We start from the raw sequence: 14,090 nt of genomic DNA on the forward strand, positions 1-14,090 counted from the left end.
CCCTGGTCAGGGATGCGGGTGCGGCGAATCGGCCGTGGGCGGGATGGGCGGGACGTCCTGGCAGATGATGGGGATGCCCTCCGCCTGCAGCGGCGCGGCGCGGCGGTCCAGCGTGGCGGCTTCGCCGAGCGTGGACAGGTGCAGGTTCAGCATCAGCTGCGACACGCCGCCGGGCGAACGGAGGCCGCGCTCCCGGGCCTGCGCCTCGTAGATCGGCGCCTGGTTGCTGATGCGCAGCGCCGATTCCAGCAGGTGGCGCGTCATGCAGTGGAACGCGGGCATGGTCTGCAGCAGCCGGATCTCGCGTTCGATCACGGTCGACGCCGCCGGGAAGCCGCCCGACCGGTGCGCGTCGCCGATCGTCCGTCGGATGCGCCGCGGGTCGCTGGGCGTGAAAGACGAAAGCGGCGGCGGATCGGCGATGCGTTCACGGAAGGCCGGCGTGTGCGCCATCGGCACGAAGTCGTCGCAGGTAACGCGGATGCCCGCGCGGAGGAAGTTCCTCGCACGCCAGTCCACGTACCAGGCGACGGGAATGGCCAGGCGCTCCGTCCAGATCAGCCGCCGCGAGATGCCGCGCGACCGTCCACCGGTGAGCCCGGAGTACCGCGGCATCCGTTCGCGATTCAGGTGCGCCGCCTCGCGCAGGTGGATTTCCATGCAGCGGGACGACGGCGTGTCGGCGGTGGCGGAATCCGTCGGCCCGACGCGCGACGAATCCGCGGACTGCGTCCATCCGGGCGCGGGGACGCACAGCGCGGCCGCGAGCAGCGCAAGGGAGAGGCACGCGCGAGACGACATCATCCGAACGCGCGGATGTGCCACAGGTGCAAGGGCAGCACCAGCGCCATCGCCACGGCGGCGCTCAGCGTCTGCAGCCGCGCGTCCCACGGCTGCACCTTGGGCCACGCGGGAAGGCGGCGCACGGACAGGTACAGCGCCTGGCTGACCGTGCAGATCACGCCAGCGGCGAGCAGTCCCTCCACCGTCAACCCCGTCGCGCCGACCGCCAGCCCCACGGGAACGACGGCGACGAACCCCAGGATGGCGCCGCTGGTGGCCAGGCTCACGGCCGCGCGTCGCCGCCGCATCCCCACGTCGATCACGTGGGCCAGGATCACGATCATCAGCTGGGCCGCCACCACGCCCACGAAGGGCACGTACAGCGGGTCTGGCGACGCGGGACGGAGCCGTTCCGGGGCCAGCTTCTCCAGCCCGCTGTTCAGAAAGAAGAGGCTGACGGGCACCAGCGCCACGTAGAACAGGCCACGGATGTGGTACGTCTGCGGCGCGTCCGGCGCCACGCGGCGCGAGGCGGCGAAGAAGCCGGCGAACCACAGTACCGCCAGCCCCGGCGCGATGGTCCACTCGCTGCCCCCCATGGCGTAGGCGCCGTACACGCCCAGCGCCAGCCCCATGGCGCTGCTCATGGCGACGAACCGATAGCGCCACGCCAGGAGTCCCACCAGGACGGTGATCACCAGCAGCGCCGCCAGCTGCCGGGCCACGAACCCCGCCGTCTGCGGCGTCATGATCGAGAGCAGGAAGTACGTCGTCAGCGGCACCACCAGGTTGTCGCTGCCCTGTACGCTGATCCCCTCGAAGATGGTGACGGTCAGCGCGATCTGCGCCGCGATCAGCACGCTTGCGCCGCGGTCGATGTCGGTCAGCAGCAGCAGCGGCAGGTGCACGGCCAGAAAGGTCGTCAAAAAGAACGCGGCCGATCCCTCCAGGCTGCGCCGGTCCGTCTCCACCGCGTAGAACTGCCGTCCGTACTCCGTCCCCAACAGCGCGGCGAGGGTGTCCGACACCATCAGCACCAGCAGCGAGATCAGGTAGAAGACGGGCTCGTCCGCGGCCAGGAGAAAGACCAGGTAGATGGCGATGGGATAGTAGATGCCACCCTGCGAACGCCGCTCGACGCCGTGGATGCTGCCCAGCATCCCCATCCGCCGGCTGGCGAAGATGATCGTCGCGAAGGCGAAGCCCAGGACGAGCACCGTCCAGTGCCAGGCGAAGACCCAGGGAAACCCCGCCGCCACCACGCCCCCGCCAAAGTGCACCAGCTTGCGCGTCCACTCCGGAGGGGGATTCCCGAGCCGCTTCCACACCTCCGCCCCGGCGAACAGCAGCAGCAGCACGGCCGAGACGATTGCCGCGCGGGCCACCTCTCCCGCCACCGTGCCGAACGGCGGAAGCAGCGCGTCCATCACGCCGCCACCTCGTCCACGTGCAGGGCGCCGTAGAACCAGGCCAGGTCGCGCGCGTGGAGCGCGTCCGCCATCTCGCGCAGCGGCTTCACCTCGCCCGCGAGCGCATCGGGCCGGGCGCGCGGGGCCAGCAGGTTCCAGTAGACCAGCCGGGCGCCGGGCGCGGCGCGGTCCACCAGGGCGGCGTAGCACCGCTCGTGCTCCGCCGGGCTCATGTACTCGAAGATGTCGGAAAGGTTGTAGCCGTCGACGGGGCCGTCCGTGGCGGATTCGATCGGCCCGCGAACCAGGCGCACGCGGTCCAGCCGCGAGCGGATGGCGTCGAACCACTGCGGCCGCAGGTAGCGGGGCAGGGCCTCGGGCGGGTAGTGGCCCGTCATGATGCGGGCGGCGTAGGGATTGGTGTGCACGGGGAGCGCGGTCAGCGCATGGCGGGTGCGCGCCAGGATCCGCGAGCCCACGGAGCCTTCCACGTGCGAAAAGAACGCGGGGTCGCGCCCCATCCGCCCCATCACCGCGCGGCTGAAGAACAGGCGGAACATCAGCCGCCACCGCCAGGTGTTCCACTCGCGGTCGTAGAACTCCTCGCGCTCCACCCGCGAGCGGGGCGTCATCAGCCGGTCGATGCGGTGGCGGGAATGGACCAGCGGCAGCACGCGGTCGCGAAACGTCCGCAGGTAGCGCTCGAACTTTCCCGCGTGGATCACCCCGCCCGCCACCGCGTCCGGCTGCGCGTCCCAGAACTGGCGGCTGGAGGACGAGAGGTCCGTCCGCAGCCGCCCGTACGTCCGCGGCCGCTCGTCCGAGGGCGTCACGCCCAGGAACGCCAGCAGCTGCACGTGCTCCAGCCGCCGGAAGGCGGCGATCCTCAACTCCACGCACGCCAGCTGCACCGGGCTCAGGTCTGCGGCGACGACCTCCGCCGGGTCCAGCGTCAGCAACGCCAGCGCGTTGTCGCCTGCGGAGGCGATCGAGAGCAGCCGGCCTCCGTGCGCGACGGGCGCCAGCGCCTCGCACAGCACGTCCGCATCTTCCCAGACGCTGGCGTAGCGGATGAACGAGAACGAGGCGTGGCTGTCGATGCCGCCCATCTACCCCTCCACCCCGTCCAGCCGCCGCAGCGTACCCGCGGTGCCGTCCATCTCCACCATCTCGCCGTCGCGCAGCGTATCCATCAGCCCCGGGATGCCCACGATGCACGGCAGCGCCAGCTCCCGGGCCACGATGGCCGAGTGGCTGAGCAGCGACCCGCGCTGCACGAGCACCCCTTCCACGGCGGGAAAGATGAGCGTCCACCCCGGGTCCGTGCGCTCCGCGACCAGGATGTGGCCGGCCAGCTCGCCCGCGTGGTGCGGGTCGCGGACGATGCGCACCGGCGCGCGCACCACGCCCGGCGAGCACCCGGTGCCGCGCAGCTCGCCCGAAGGCGCCACCGCGGGGACGAGCGCCGCGACGTAGTCCGCCGCCGGGCCGCGGGTCTCGAAGCGGTCCGGCGGGGCGGGGGCGCGCTCGTAGGCGGCAAACTCCGCGCGGCGCAGCCTGGACAGGGAGCGCAGGTCCGCCGTGACGCCCGTGCCGTCCAGGTGCGCGAAGATTTCGTCCACGCGCAGGTACAGGACGTCCCGCGCATCGTCCAGCCGCCCCGTTTCCGCTAGCCGCGCGCCGATGCCCAGGAAGATGCGCCGCACCGCGCCGAACACGCGCGTCCGCTCGAACCGCAGGTTCTCCCGGTCGCGAATGCGCGTCCGCGCCTGGTTGAGGACGGCGAAGAACACGCGCCGGCGGACCCCGCCCAGCCGCTGGCGGACCGTGCCCTCCGCGGAGGCGCGCACCTCTGCTTCATGGTGGCCGCCGTCCTGTCGCGTGCCAGCCTGGGCATAGGTGCGGATCAGGCGGACGATGAACGACGGGTCGTCGCCATGGGTCAGCGTTTCGAGCTTCAGCTCGTTTGCGCAGCGGTCGCCGAACTGGTCCAGGTACGCGCGCACCTCACCATGGAAGGGGGCGAACGCCGGCTCCGTTCCCAGCCGCGACCAGAGCCGCCCGTCATCCGTGTTGGACGCGAACACAGCGGAGAGCGCGGGATCGGCCGCCACACGTTCCGCCATCGCCAGCACGCGCTTGGCCGGCTCGGTGCTGATGATGCCGCCCTCGCCGACGAGCAGGTCGTTCGCCAGCGTGGGCGGCGAGCCGGGGAGCCACTGCTCCACCAGGCGCACCAGCACGCCGAAGAAGATCATCGCGAAGAAGTCGTTCACCAGCGGCGCACGCCAGTGGCGCAGCAGCTTGCCTTCCAGGTCGCGGTAGATGACGGCCAGCTCGTCCGCCGGGCGGGTGGAAAGGTCCACGCCCGCCAGCGGCTTCAGCGCGGCGTCCACCCTGGCGTGAAAGGCTGGCACCTCGCGCTTCAGCGAGCGCTGCGCCGCGATCAGGCGCCACGCCATCTTCACGGTGCGCCCCGTGTCTTCCCACTTTCCCGCCACCGTTGCAACGGCGGGCGGATCGGAAAGCTTCTCGCGCACGCCCATCATCCGCTCCATGAACTCGCGGTTGACGGTGTAGCCCGGAAGCAGCGCCAGCACGCGGTACCAGTTGAGCAGGTTGTAGTACACGCGCCCGCCGATCAGCCCCAGCATGTTGGCGAACACGTGCCGGTGCTCGTCGAGCAGGTGCTCGCTCACGCCCAGCAGGCGGCAGAACTGCAGGTACACCTGCTCGTAGACGGAGCGCGCAAAGCTGAACGTCAGCGGCGTCGTAACGCCGCTGTAGCTCTCGACGATGTTGCTGTTGTCCCACAGCCGCACCTCGCCATCCGCCACGGGTGTAACGGTCCGCGGCGGCTCCGGCGCGGGCTCGCCCAGCGTGGTGATGGGGCGCGTCTGCAGGATGCAGAGTGGCCGCTCGCCGCCGTCGCCCTTCGCGGGGAGCGCCCACTCCACGTCCTGCGGTGCGCCGAAGTGGTCCGCCAAGCGGCGCGCCGCCGTGGCGATCCGCCGCGCCTCGTCGTCCGTGAGCGCGGGGCGCGCACGCAGATCCCAGGCGACCTCCACCATCCTGCTGCCGCCGTCGGGCTCAAGGCGTACCGCGCGGTCCTTTTCCGCCACCTGCGTCTGCACCGGCCCCGGCTCGTCGCCCGTGAAGCGGACGCGGTAGGTGTCCGCATCCAGGTCGCCGCTCACCAGCCCCTCGCCCAGGCCGTAGACGGCGCTGACGACGGCCGTGGCCGGGTCGCCGTGCACCGGGTCCGCCGAAAACGCCACGCCGGCGGCTTCCGCGTCCACCATCGCTTGGATCAGCACGGCCATGCGCGGAGGCACGCCCCCGTGCCGGTTTCGATACGCCACCGCATGCGCGCTGAACGCGGACGCCCACACGCGCCGGATCGCATCCCACAGCGCGCCGTCTCCATCCGCGCGGACGCCCAGGACGGTGTCGAACTGCCCGGCGAACGACGCTTCCGCCCCGTCCTCATCCACCGCGGACGACCGCACCGCCAGCAGCGACTGACTGAGTCCCGCGGCCGTCAGCGCGCCCGCCACCTCCGCACGGAAGTCCGCGGGCAACTCCATCGACTGGATTCGCGTGCGGACGATGTCGGGATCGGTCTCCGTCAACGCGGCCGAGACGAGACGGTCGAACGCGGCCGCGGTGATCACGATCCACGGCGGTACGCCGATCCCGGCATCTGCGAGCAGGGCCAGGTTGCGAGCCTTGCCACCGATTGCCGTGGCGGGCGCCGGCTCGCTGCCGGGGACGAGGACGAACGAGGGGAGCACGGCCGCGTCCGTCACGGCACCAGCAGCGGCACGATGCCCAGCAGGATGTACGAGGCCAGGGTCCAAAGCCCGCTCGCTACCTCTACCTGCTTTCCGCCGGCACTGGTCGGCGTGCGGAGGAAGCGCAGCGCGGGCGCAGCGAACGCGGCGAGGAAAATCGACAGCGCGATCCCCGTGAGAAGCGCCGTGCTCACGGGATACGACGCGAACCAGACGAGTACGCCAGCCGTCACCAGCCAAATGAGCCACACCGCCGGCGCCGCGCGCACGCCCCACGCGGAGGTGTACGTGTCCACGCCTTCACGCTCGTCCGCGGGCGCGCGGATCTTCCGGCCAACTTCCACAAGGATGCCGTTCGCGAACGCCAGGGCCAGAAAGAGCGGAAGCTCGCGCGGCGGCGCACTGCCCGAGGCCAGCCAGTCCAGCCCGGTGAGGTAGGCGAACAGCAGCGGCATCACCACCATGTGGCTGAGCAGGTAGGCCGCGGGGCGCGCGCGCAGCCAGTCGGGCGCAAAGAACTCGCGAGCCATCAGCGCCGCCCAAGCGATGGCGGGAACCAGCGCCCACAGCAGGGCGGGGGCGACCAGCGCGTTGGCCGCGAGGACGGTGAGCGCGACGAACGCGCCGACCTTCCGCAACTCGGCGAGGGAGACGAGGCCGCGCGGGACGGGAAGCTCGGGGCGAAACCGGCGGTCGGCGTCGGCGTCCTTGTGCTCGTCGGCCACGCGGAGAAGGAAGAAGAAGGCGAGCGCGGTCGCGCAGCCTACGAGGAGAACGCCGGCGTCGGGCAGCCCCGGACGGCCCCGCGCCGCCCGCGAGAATCCGGCGGCGGAAACCGCGGAGATGCCGATCAGCGGAACGTATGCGGCGATGGGAAAGCGCTCGCGCTGGTAGGCCCACATCCGCGCGGCGAGCCCCGCGGGCACCGCAGCCGCCGCGACGTTCATCGGGCTGGGGAGCCGCGGCCTAGCGCGGCGTGGGCCCGCGCGAAGTCTCCCGAGCAGAGCGCGCCCACGATGGAAAGCTCGCCCGCCAGCGTGAGCGCCGCGCAGATCTCCGCCAGCTTCGACGCTCGGTCGTCGCCCAGGCAGTCCATGATGCGCAGGCACTCCTGCGCCGTGGGCAGCCGCGTGCCGCCACCGACTGAACCGACGATCAGGTTGGGCAGGCTGAGCGCCGCGTACAGATCCCCCTGGTCCGTCACCTCCAGCCGGGTGACGCCCACGCTCGCCTCGCTTACGCACGCCACGTCCTGTCCGCACGCCAGGAACAGCGCCGCGATGCCGTTGGCCACGTGCCCGTTCACGCCGATGGACCCCGTGCGCACCCCCGCGACGAAGCTCACCCGCCAGTAGTCGGACATCCGCTCGGGCGTGGTGTGGAGCACCTCCTCCACCAGCGCGCGCGGGATGGACGCCTCGGCCGTCACGCTGCGGCCCCGCCCCTGGATGAAGGAAAGCGCCGTGGCCTTCTTGTCGCCCGACATGTTGCTTTCCAGGAACCAGTAGCGCGGCTGCACGGGCGTGCGCGCCAGGATTTCCTCGCACAGCGCGGCGGTGCAGAACGTCACCATGTTCTGCCCCGCGGCGTCGCCCGTGTGGAACGCGAACACCAGGTAGACGTGATTTCCCTCGATGTGGGTGCCCACGTCCGTGAGCCGTCCGTGGCGCGTGGTGCGCGACACGGCCGCCTTCAGCGCCTCGTACTCGCCTACGACCCACGCCGCGAAGTGCGCCGCCTGGCCCATGCGCTCGAAGACGAAGGCCGGCGCGCGCTGCACCTGCTCTGTCGTCGTCAGGCACACGGCGCCGCCCGCGGCGGTCAGCAGGTGCGCCCCGCGGTCGTGGCTGGCCACCAGCGCGCCCTCGGACGTCGCGAGGGGAACGTAGAAGTCGCCGCGCGCGTGCATGCCGTTCACCCGCAGCGGCCCCACCAGCCCCACCGGCACCTGCGCCATGCCGATGTAGTTCTCGATGCTCCCGCGCATGGCCGATGCGTCCTCGCGCGGCGCAGTTCCCGTCAGGTGCGGGATCTCCACGCCCAGCCCCTCGACGAACTCCACGCGCCGCACGTGCGCGTCGGCGCTCCACTCGCGCAGGCCGGGCACGCGGGGCGGAACGGGGCGCTCTTCCTCGGACGTATCCGTCAGCAGGCCGACGACCTCGTCCACGGGGCGCCCGCGTACGAGCCGGTCGGTGACGTTGCGAGCGTGGTGCTGGGAAATGGGCATGCTTTGCGACAACCTTGCGATGCAGCGTGTAAGGCCGGAATACGCTGCAAGTTACATCGGACCGGCGGGGAGGGGGAAGAGTGTAGCGGGTGAACCTGCTCGACGGGCGCGTGGAAAGTGGCTACGGTGCTGCGCGTGGCGTGGACAGCCGTCGGGCAATCTCCGTCGAGTGCGCGGTTTCCAGGAACAACTCCACGGCCTCGATAAGGTTGCTGTGCGCCTCCTCGACCGTGTCTCCCTGGCTCGCGATGTCCAGCTCGGGGCACAGGCTGACGAACCCATCACCTTCGCGCTCGATCAAGCAGGTCAGCCGACTCGACCTCATCTCAATCTCCTTGGAACGTCACACTTTGGCGTGAAGGCTCTCGACCATGTCCACACCATCCGGGCTCGGCACCAGATGCATGTCCCCGAAGATGTGGCGCGCCTCCTGGTGCATGGCCCTCAGCACGTGCCCGGAAAGGCGGCGGATCTCCATGTCTGCCGAGCCGCTGCCGCGCATCTCCATGAAGTGCCGCCACGCGCGAGCGTTGCCGGTGACCACGATCTTGGTCTCGGCCGCGTTGGGGAGGACTGAGCGCGCCGCCTGCCGTGCGCGCTTCTTCCGCATGGTGGCGGGTCCGGAGTCGCCGACCTGCTCCGCAAGCTCCTCAAGCAGTTCGCGGTAGCCTTCGAGCGTCTGCTCGCATGCTGCCGACCAGATTCCGAATGCGCGGGATTCCTCGCGGATCTCTGGGGGCAAGACGAACGCGATATCGGATTCGTCAACATACCGTTGGCTGACCTGGCTGAATCCGAATCCGGCTCTGTGCCGGATCAACTCGTGAGTCAACGAGCGGCTGACCCCCTCAATCAGCAGGGTCCAGACGGCATGCTCCAGCACGCTGCCGTGCTTCACCTGGAGGATGTTGGCCAGGTACGCCTCGTTGCTCGTTCGTCCAGGAATGCTCTTGTGCCCACCCTCCAGCCCGGCGTTCTCCCCGAAGCTCAGGTAGCAGAGCCGTCCGGCGAACTCGGCCACCACCTCCCCCGGCACGTCGCTGTCGCTTTCCCAGTTGATGTGCTCGGGATACACGAACTCCTGCCGGGCAATCACGGTAACGCGCGGCTCGCGGATGATCTGCATCGGGGGCCTTCGGGATGGTCGGGCGGGTGGACGGGTCAGCGGCGTAAGCTAGGCTCTCCGCACGCGCGCGGGCAAGTCAGCCGGGCGCCACGGTTGCCAGCGGCGGGGGACGGCTTAGGTTTGCGGGCATGCGCATCGCCTCGCTGCTTTCCAGCGCCACCGAAATCGTCTACGCCCTGGGCCTGCAGGAGCACCTCGTCGCCATCTCGCACGAGTGCGACTGGCCGCCCCAGGCGCTGCACCTGCCACGGCTCAGCCGCTCGCGCTTCGACCCCGCGGGGCTCACCAGCGGCCAGATCGACGCCGAGGTGCGCCGCTGCATGCTGGAATACGGCAGCGTCTACGAGATCGACGTCGCCGCCCTGCGCGACGCCCGCCCCGACGTGATCCTCACCCAGGCCGTGTGCGAGGTGTGCGCCGTCCCCACCGGCTCGGTGAACGACGCCGTCGCCGCGCTTCCGTTCGCGCCCCGCGTGGTGTCGCTGGACGCGCACACGATGGAGGGGATCTTCCAAACCATGCAGCAGGTGGCGGATGCCGTGGGCCAGCCTGAACGTGGGGACGAGGCGGTGGCGCGCCTGCGCGGACGCCTGCGGCGCGTGGAGGAGGCCATCGCCAGCCGGCCGCGTCCCCGCGTGCTGGCGCTGGAGTGGCTGGACCCGCCCTTCGCCCCCGGGCACTGGATCCCCGAGATGGTGACGCTGGCGGGCGGCGACAACCTGCTCGGCGATGCCGGCTCGCGCTCGGTGCAGATCCCGTGGGAGCAGGCGGACGGGCTCGATCCAGATCGCCTCCTCCTGCTCCCCTGCGGCTACGACCTGCAGGCCTCGCGCATCGACGCCGACCGTGCCCGCGACTCGCTGGCGCGCATCGCGCCGGAGGCCATCGCGGCGGGACGGGCCGCCATCGGCCACAGCGCGTACTTCAGCCGCTCGGGCCCGCGGGTGGTGGACGGCACGGAGGCGCTGGCCGCCTGGCTGCACCCGGACGCGGGCCTCGCCGCACCCGCCGAGCCCGTCGTGGACCCCTGGCCGTAAGGTTGTACACAGCTTGATCCGCGGAGCAGGGCGCGCGGCTTGCACGCCCCGCGCGCAGTTCAACGGAGCGACGCACCACACACCGGCGAGGCCATGCGAATTCCCACCCGTGTTCACGGCATGCTCGACTACGCCCTCGGCGCGCTGCTGATGGGCCTGCCCTGGCTGCTGGGCTTTGCGGACGGCGGCCCCGAAACCTGGGCGCCCGTGGCCCTGGGCGCGGGCGTCATCCTGTACAGCCTGCTCACCGACTACGAGCTGGGCGTCGTCCGCAAGCTGCCGATGCCCGCCCACCTGTGGATGGACGCGCTGGGCGCCGTTCTGCTGATGGTGTCGCCCTGGGTGCTGGGGTTCGACGAGAGGGTGTGGATGCCGCACGTGGCGGTCGGCGCCTTCGAGCTGCTGACGGCCGCCCTCACCGACACCGTTCCCGGATATGACCGCAGGCGCGCAGCTCGATAGCGAGAGCGTCCTCGGCCCGGAGTACGAGGACCCCTCGGCCGTCGAGCCGCGGGCGCGCATCAGCGCGTACGCCGAAACGGTCACCGGCGTGCACGCCATCGCCCTGACCGACGCCGTGGCGGCCATCAAGCGCGGCCGGCAGGGCAAGCAGCCAGAAGACCCGCCGCTGCTGTGGATCGACATTGCGGCCCCCGGGGGCACGGAGGGCGAGTTCCTGCGGCACCAGCTGGGCTTCCACCCGCTGGCCGTCGAAGACACCGTCCGCGGCCGCCAGCGCCCCAAGATCGACCGCTATCCCGGGTACTACTTCCTGGTGGTGTATTCGGCGCGCATCAACCGCAAGCGCGACCGGATGGCGCTCAACGAGCTGCACGCCTTCATCGGCGACAACTACGTCATCACGGTACACGACCACAAGATCGAGGAATTGAAGGAGGTGCTGGCCCGCTGGCGCGCGGTGCCGGCCCGCTATCGCAGCGCGGGAACGCTGGCGCACGCCGTTCTGGACATGGTGGTGGATGGCTACTTTCCCGTGCTGGACCACTTTTCGGAACGTGTGGGGCGGCTGGAGGAAGGAACGGACGGCAAGACCAGGCACGAGGCGCTGCAGGAGATGCTCTCCATGCGGCGCGAACTGGTGCTGTTCCGTCGGATGGTGGGACCGGAGCGCGAGCTGATCGGGTCGCTCCTGAAGCGCGACATCCCGTTCCTGGAGCCGGAGATGCTGCCGTACTTCCAGGACGTGCACGACCACGCCATCCGCGTGGCCGAGGAGATCGACACCCTGCGCGACCTGTTGACGGGGGCCATGGAGGGACAGCTTTCGCTCGCCTCCAACCAGCTGAACGAGACGATGCGGGTGATGGCGGCCTGGTCCATCATCCTGATGGCGATGGCGTGGATCGCCGGCATCTACGGCATGAACTTCGAGCGGATGCCGGAGCTTCACTGGCCGTGGGGCTACGCCTGGGCGTTGGGGCTGATGTTCGCCGTGGGAGCGCTGCTGTTCGGGTATTTCCGGAGGAAGCAGTGGGTGTAAGGGAAGGGCGTGAGTGCGGAAGTGCGTGAGTGCGAAAGTAACGGCGATTCGGTGAGATGATTCAGCCCCGGCGTGCGATGCGCGCCGGGGTTTTTGGCGCCCATCGTCCACCGAGGAGCGCTGCGACGGGAGAACCGCGGGATTGTCATCCCGATGGAGCGGCCCCGGCGAGCCTGCATCCACACCGCCGACCGCAGCGACTGAGGGATCCACCACACAGTGCTCTGACCGCTTCCACGACTGCTCACGACGGGCCTCAGGCTTTTCGGCGTTCAGCGTCGAGGAACGGACAATAGGATCTGTAATTCCGCGAGGGTGAAGCGACCCCGGAGTGTGTGGCGGATCCCTCAGTCGCTGCCATCGATGGTGCGCGGGCGGGCCGGTCGTGGCCGCTCCATCGGGATGACATCGGGTGACTTCGGCAGGTGCGGTGCGGGTGCAGGTGAAGCCCCGGACGGGACGCGACAGCGGCCCGAGCTGGGGCTTTTCGCTTCCCAGCGGCAGGTTCACCCGGTCCAGGTGAGCTGTGTTTCCGCAATCCATCAGTCGGACTCGCTCCGCGCGACCCGTGTTCCCGTCTCGGACCGACGGAGATGTGTCCGAATTTCGGGCATGCATGCCTGCTGCGCCCATGTGACGCCGTTCTCAGCGACGCGTGCGATCCCGAGTGGCCGATTATCGTACGTTTATGCTCGACGCCGCACGATTGGAGAGTGCGGCGCAAGCGGTTGGAAAACAGCGACTTGCGGCGTCTGGCGCGATGCGGCACGAGTCTGGACTAAAGGGATGCCGTCCGCCGCCCGACTGGGTGGCGATCCGCCGGGGCACTTTCCCTCCCCGAGCAGTACTCATCCCCCATCAGGAAACACCACAATGACCACCATCCGCTTCGCCTCCCTGTTCGCCGTCGCCGCCGCCGCCCTGTCGGCCACCGACGCCCAGGCCCAGACCGCCACGCAGTCCGTCAGCTACGAAGTGTCGGCCATCAACGAGATCAGCGTCTCGGGCTCGCCGTCGCTGGTGATCAACGACGCCACCCCCGGCAGCGGGCTGACCTCCGCCTCGGCCGCCGGCACGTACGCCATCACCAGCAACCAGACCAACCGCAAGATCACCGCACGGATCGACACCAACATGCCCGCCAACGTCACCCTCTCGGTGCAGCTCGCCGCCCCCAGCGGTGCGTCGAGCTCGGGGTCGGTGAACCTGACCAGCGTGGACCAGGACGTGGTGACCGGCATCAGCAACGTCGACCAGTCGGGGCTGTCCATCTCGTACGGCCTGAGCGCGACGGTCGCGGCGGGCGTGGTGGCGGCGGGCAACAAGACGGTGACGTACACCATCACCGCAGGCGCCTGAGCCTTTTCGCGACACGGCGGGCGCCGCCCGGCGCCCGCCGTCCTTCCTCGGTTCTCCTCCTCCGCAGGATCATGAAGCTCATCTCCGCCATCGCCGCCGCGCTGCTGCTTCCCGCGGCCGCCACCGCCCAGGTCAGCGTCGTCAGCAGCACGCTCGAGGAGCGCGCCGCCACGCCCGGCGAGCAGTACACGGGCACCATCCGCGTCCGCAACACCAGCAGCGCGCCGCAGCTGGCGCGGGTGTACCAGACGGACTACCGCTTCCTGGCGGACGGCCAGACGTTCTACGACCAGGCCGGCTCCTCTGCCCGCAGCAACGCGGGATGGGTGACGTTCAGCCCGTCGCGGCTTACGCTGGCCCCGGGCGAAGAGGCCACCGTCAGCTACACGGTGAAGGTGCCCCAGGCAGATCCGCGCGGCTCGTACTGGAGCGTGATGATGGTGGAGACGGTGGACGAGGGGCGCGCGGCGGCGGTACGGGCCGGGCGCGTGGGCATCGAGCCCACCATCCGCTACGCCGTGCAGCTGGCGACGCACGTGGGGCAGGCCCAGCGGCGGATCGCGCTGGAAGGCGCCCGGGTGTCGCGCGAGCAGGGCGCGCCCGCGCTGGCGGTGAACGTCGTCAACACGGGCGAGCAGGCCGATCGGCTGGAGCTGCGCGTGGAATTGTTCGACGCCGAGGGCGCCCCCGCGGGCCGCCTGACGAGCACGCGCGGCCTGGTCTACCCCGGCAGCTCCATCCACCAGCGCTTCGACCTGGGCCAGCTGGCACCCGGCACCTATCGCGCGCTGCTGGTGGTGGACACGGGCTCGGATGACGTGTTCGGCGCGGAATACACCATCCGCATCTGA

The 14,090-nt window shown here is 70.4% G+C and carries 13 protein-coding genes; 5 read left to right on the forward strand and 8 right to left on the reverse strand.

Features of this window, described 5'->3' with window-relative positions:
* Nucleotides 1-6 precede the first annotated feature (6 nt).
* The 8 genes from VF632_RS12540 to thyX all read right to left on the reverse strand — a co-directional run bounded on the left by VF632_RS12540 (nt 7) and on the right by thyX (nt 9,342).
* Nucleotides 7-804, reverse strand: coding sequence for a hypothetical protein (locus tag VF632_RS12540; RefSeq protein ID WP_331023238.1), 798 nt, complete (start codon nt 802-804; stop codon nt 7-9).
* Nucleotides 801-2,213 carry a hypothetical protein gene (locus tag VF632_RS12545; RefSeq protein WP_331023239.1) on the reverse strand — a complete coding sequence of 471 codons (1,413 nt, stop codon included), beginning with the start codon at nt 2,211-2,213 and terminating at the stop codon, nt 801-803. The genes VF632_RS12540 and VF632_RS12545 overlap by 4 nt, the downstream gene beginning before the upstream one ends.
* Nucleotides 2,210-3,301, reverse strand: coding sequence for a DUF3419 family protein (locus tag VF632_RS12550; RefSeq protein WP_331023240.1), 1,092 nt, complete (start codon nt 3,299-3,301; stop codon nt 2,210-2,212). Before VF632_RS12550 ends, VF632_RS12545 begins: the two co-directional genes overlap by 4 nt.
* A complete protein-coding gene (locus tag VF632_RS12555) occupies nt 3,302-6,001 on the reverse strand; it encodes a PEP/pyruvate-binding domain-containing protein (RefSeq protein ID WP_331023241.1) in 2,700 nt (899 codons plus the stop codon). It abuts the gene before it with no gap.
* Entirely contained in the window at nt 5,998-6,933 is a 936-nt protein-coding gene (locus VF632_RS12560; RefSeq protein WP_331023242.1) for a hypothetical protein, read from the reverse strand. The genes VF632_RS12555 and VF632_RS12560 overlap by 4 nt, the downstream gene beginning before the upstream one ends.
* Complete coding sequence (locus tag VF632_RS12565) at nt 6,930-8,216, reverse strand: hydroxymethylglutaryl-CoA reductase (RefSeq protein ID WP_331023243.1); 1,287 nt, start codon at nt 8,214-8,216, stop codon at nt 6,930-6,932. Before VF632_RS12565 ends, VF632_RS12560 begins: the two co-directional genes overlap by 4 nt.
* 121 nt (nt 8,217-8,337) lie before the next feature.
* The gene (locus tag VF632_RS12570) at nt 8,338-8,541 is read right to left on the reverse strand and encodes a type II toxin-antitoxin system HicB family antitoxin (protein WP_331023244.1); all 204 of its coding nucleotides are present in this window, start codon (nt 8,539-8,541) and stop codon (nt 8,338-8,340) included.
* Between the two features lie 18 nt (nt 8,542-8,559).
* Nucleotides 8,560-9,342, reverse strand: coding sequence for an FAD-dependent thymidylate synthase (gene thyX / locus VF632_RS12575; protein WP_331023245.1), 783 nt, complete (start codon nt 9,340-9,342; stop codon nt 8,560-8,562).
* Between the two features lie 128 nt (nt 9,343-9,470).
* On the opposite strand from thyX, the gene VF632_RS12580 reads away from it, so the two are divergent.
* The 5 genes from VF632_RS12580 to VF632_RS12600 all read left to right on the forward strand — a co-directional run bounded on the left by VF632_RS12580 (nt 9,471) and on the right by VF632_RS12600 (nt 14,090).
* Entirely contained in the window at nt 9,471-10,379 is a 909-nt protein-coding gene (locus tag VF632_RS12580; RefSeq protein ID WP_331023246.1) for an ABC transporter substrate-binding protein, read from the forward strand.
* Between the two features lie 93 nt (nt 10,380-10,472).
* Nucleotides 10,473-10,841 carry an SPW repeat domain-containing protein gene (locus VF632_RS12585; protein WP_331023247.1) on the forward strand — a complete coding sequence of 123 codons (369 nt, stop codon included), beginning with the start codon at nt 10,473-10,475 and terminating at the stop codon, nt 10,839-10,841.
* A complete protein-coding gene (corA, locus tag VF632_RS12590; RefSeq protein ID WP_331023248.1) occupies nt 10,816-11,880 on the forward strand; it encodes a magnesium/cobalt transporter CorA in 1,065 nt (354 codons plus the stop codon). Before VF632_RS12585 ends, corA begins: the two co-directional genes overlap by 26 nt.
* An 873-nt stretch (nt 11,881-12,753) precedes the next feature.
* A complete protein-coding gene (locus tag VF632_RS12595; protein ID WP_331023249.1) occupies nt 12,754-13,239 on the forward strand; it encodes a hypothetical protein in 486 nt (161 codons plus the stop codon).
* A gap of 71 nt (nt 13,240-13,310) precedes the next feature.
* Nucleotides 13,311-14,090 carry a hypothetical protein gene (locus VF632_RS12600; protein ID WP_331023250.1) on the forward strand — a complete coding sequence of 260 codons (780 nt, stop codon included), beginning with the start codon at nt 13,311-13,313 and terminating at the stop codon, nt 14,088-14,090.

The organism is Longimicrobium sp. (genome assembly GCF_036388275.1).
GTDB lineage: Bacteria > Gemmatimonadota > Gemmatimonadetes > Longimicrobiales > Longimicrobiaceae > Longimicrobium.

What these genes read in the sequence shown, in the direction of transcription:
- VF632_RS12540 (WP_331023238.1), bottom strand. Translation starts at nt 804, where the DNA reads ATGATGTCGTCTCGCGCGTGCCTCTCCCTTGCGCTGCTCGCGGCCGCG.
- VF632_RS12550 (WP_331023240.1), bottom strand. Translation starts at nt 3,301, where the DNA reads ATGGGCGGCATCGACAGCCACGCCTCGTTCTCGTTCATCCGCTACGCC.
- VF632_RS12560 (WP_331023242.1), bottom strand. Translation starts at nt 6,933, where the DNA reads ATGAACGTCGCGGCGGCTGCGGTGCCCGCGGGGCTCGCCGCGCGGATG.
- VF632_RS12565 (WP_331023243.1), bottom strand. Translation starts at nt 8,216, where the DNA reads ATGCCCATTTCCCAGCACCACGCTCGCAACGTCACCGACCGGCTCGTA.
- VF632_RS12570 (WP_331023244.1), bottom strand. Translation starts at nt 8,541, where the DNA reads ATGAGGTCGAGTCGGCTGACCTGCTTGATCGAGCGCGAAGGTGATGGG.
- thyX (WP_331023245.1), bottom strand. Translation starts at nt 9,342, where the DNA reads ATGCAGATCATCCGCGAGCCGCGCGTTACCGTGATTGCCCGGCAGGAG.
- VF632_RS12580 (WP_331023246.1), top strand. Translation starts at nt 9,471, where the DNA reads ATGCGCATCGCCTCGCTGCTTTCCAGCGCCACCGAAATCGTCTACGCC.
- VF632_RS12585 (WP_331023247.1), top strand. Translation starts at nt 10,473, where the DNA reads ATGCGAATTCCCACCCGTGTTCACGGCATGCTCGACTACGCCCTCGGC.
- corA (WP_331023248.1), top strand. Translation starts at nt 10,816, where the DNA reads ATGACCGCAGGCGCGCAGCTCGATAGCGAGAGCGTCCTCGGCCCGGAG.
- VF632_RS12595 (WP_331023249.1), top strand. Translation starts at nt 12,754, where the DNA reads ATGACCACCATCCGCTTCGCCTCCCTGTTCGCCGTCGCCGCCGCCGCC.
- VF632_RS12600 (WP_331023250.1), top strand. Translation starts at nt 13,311, where the DNA reads ATGAAGCTCATCTCCGCCATCGCCGCCGCGCTGCTGCTTCCCGCGGCC.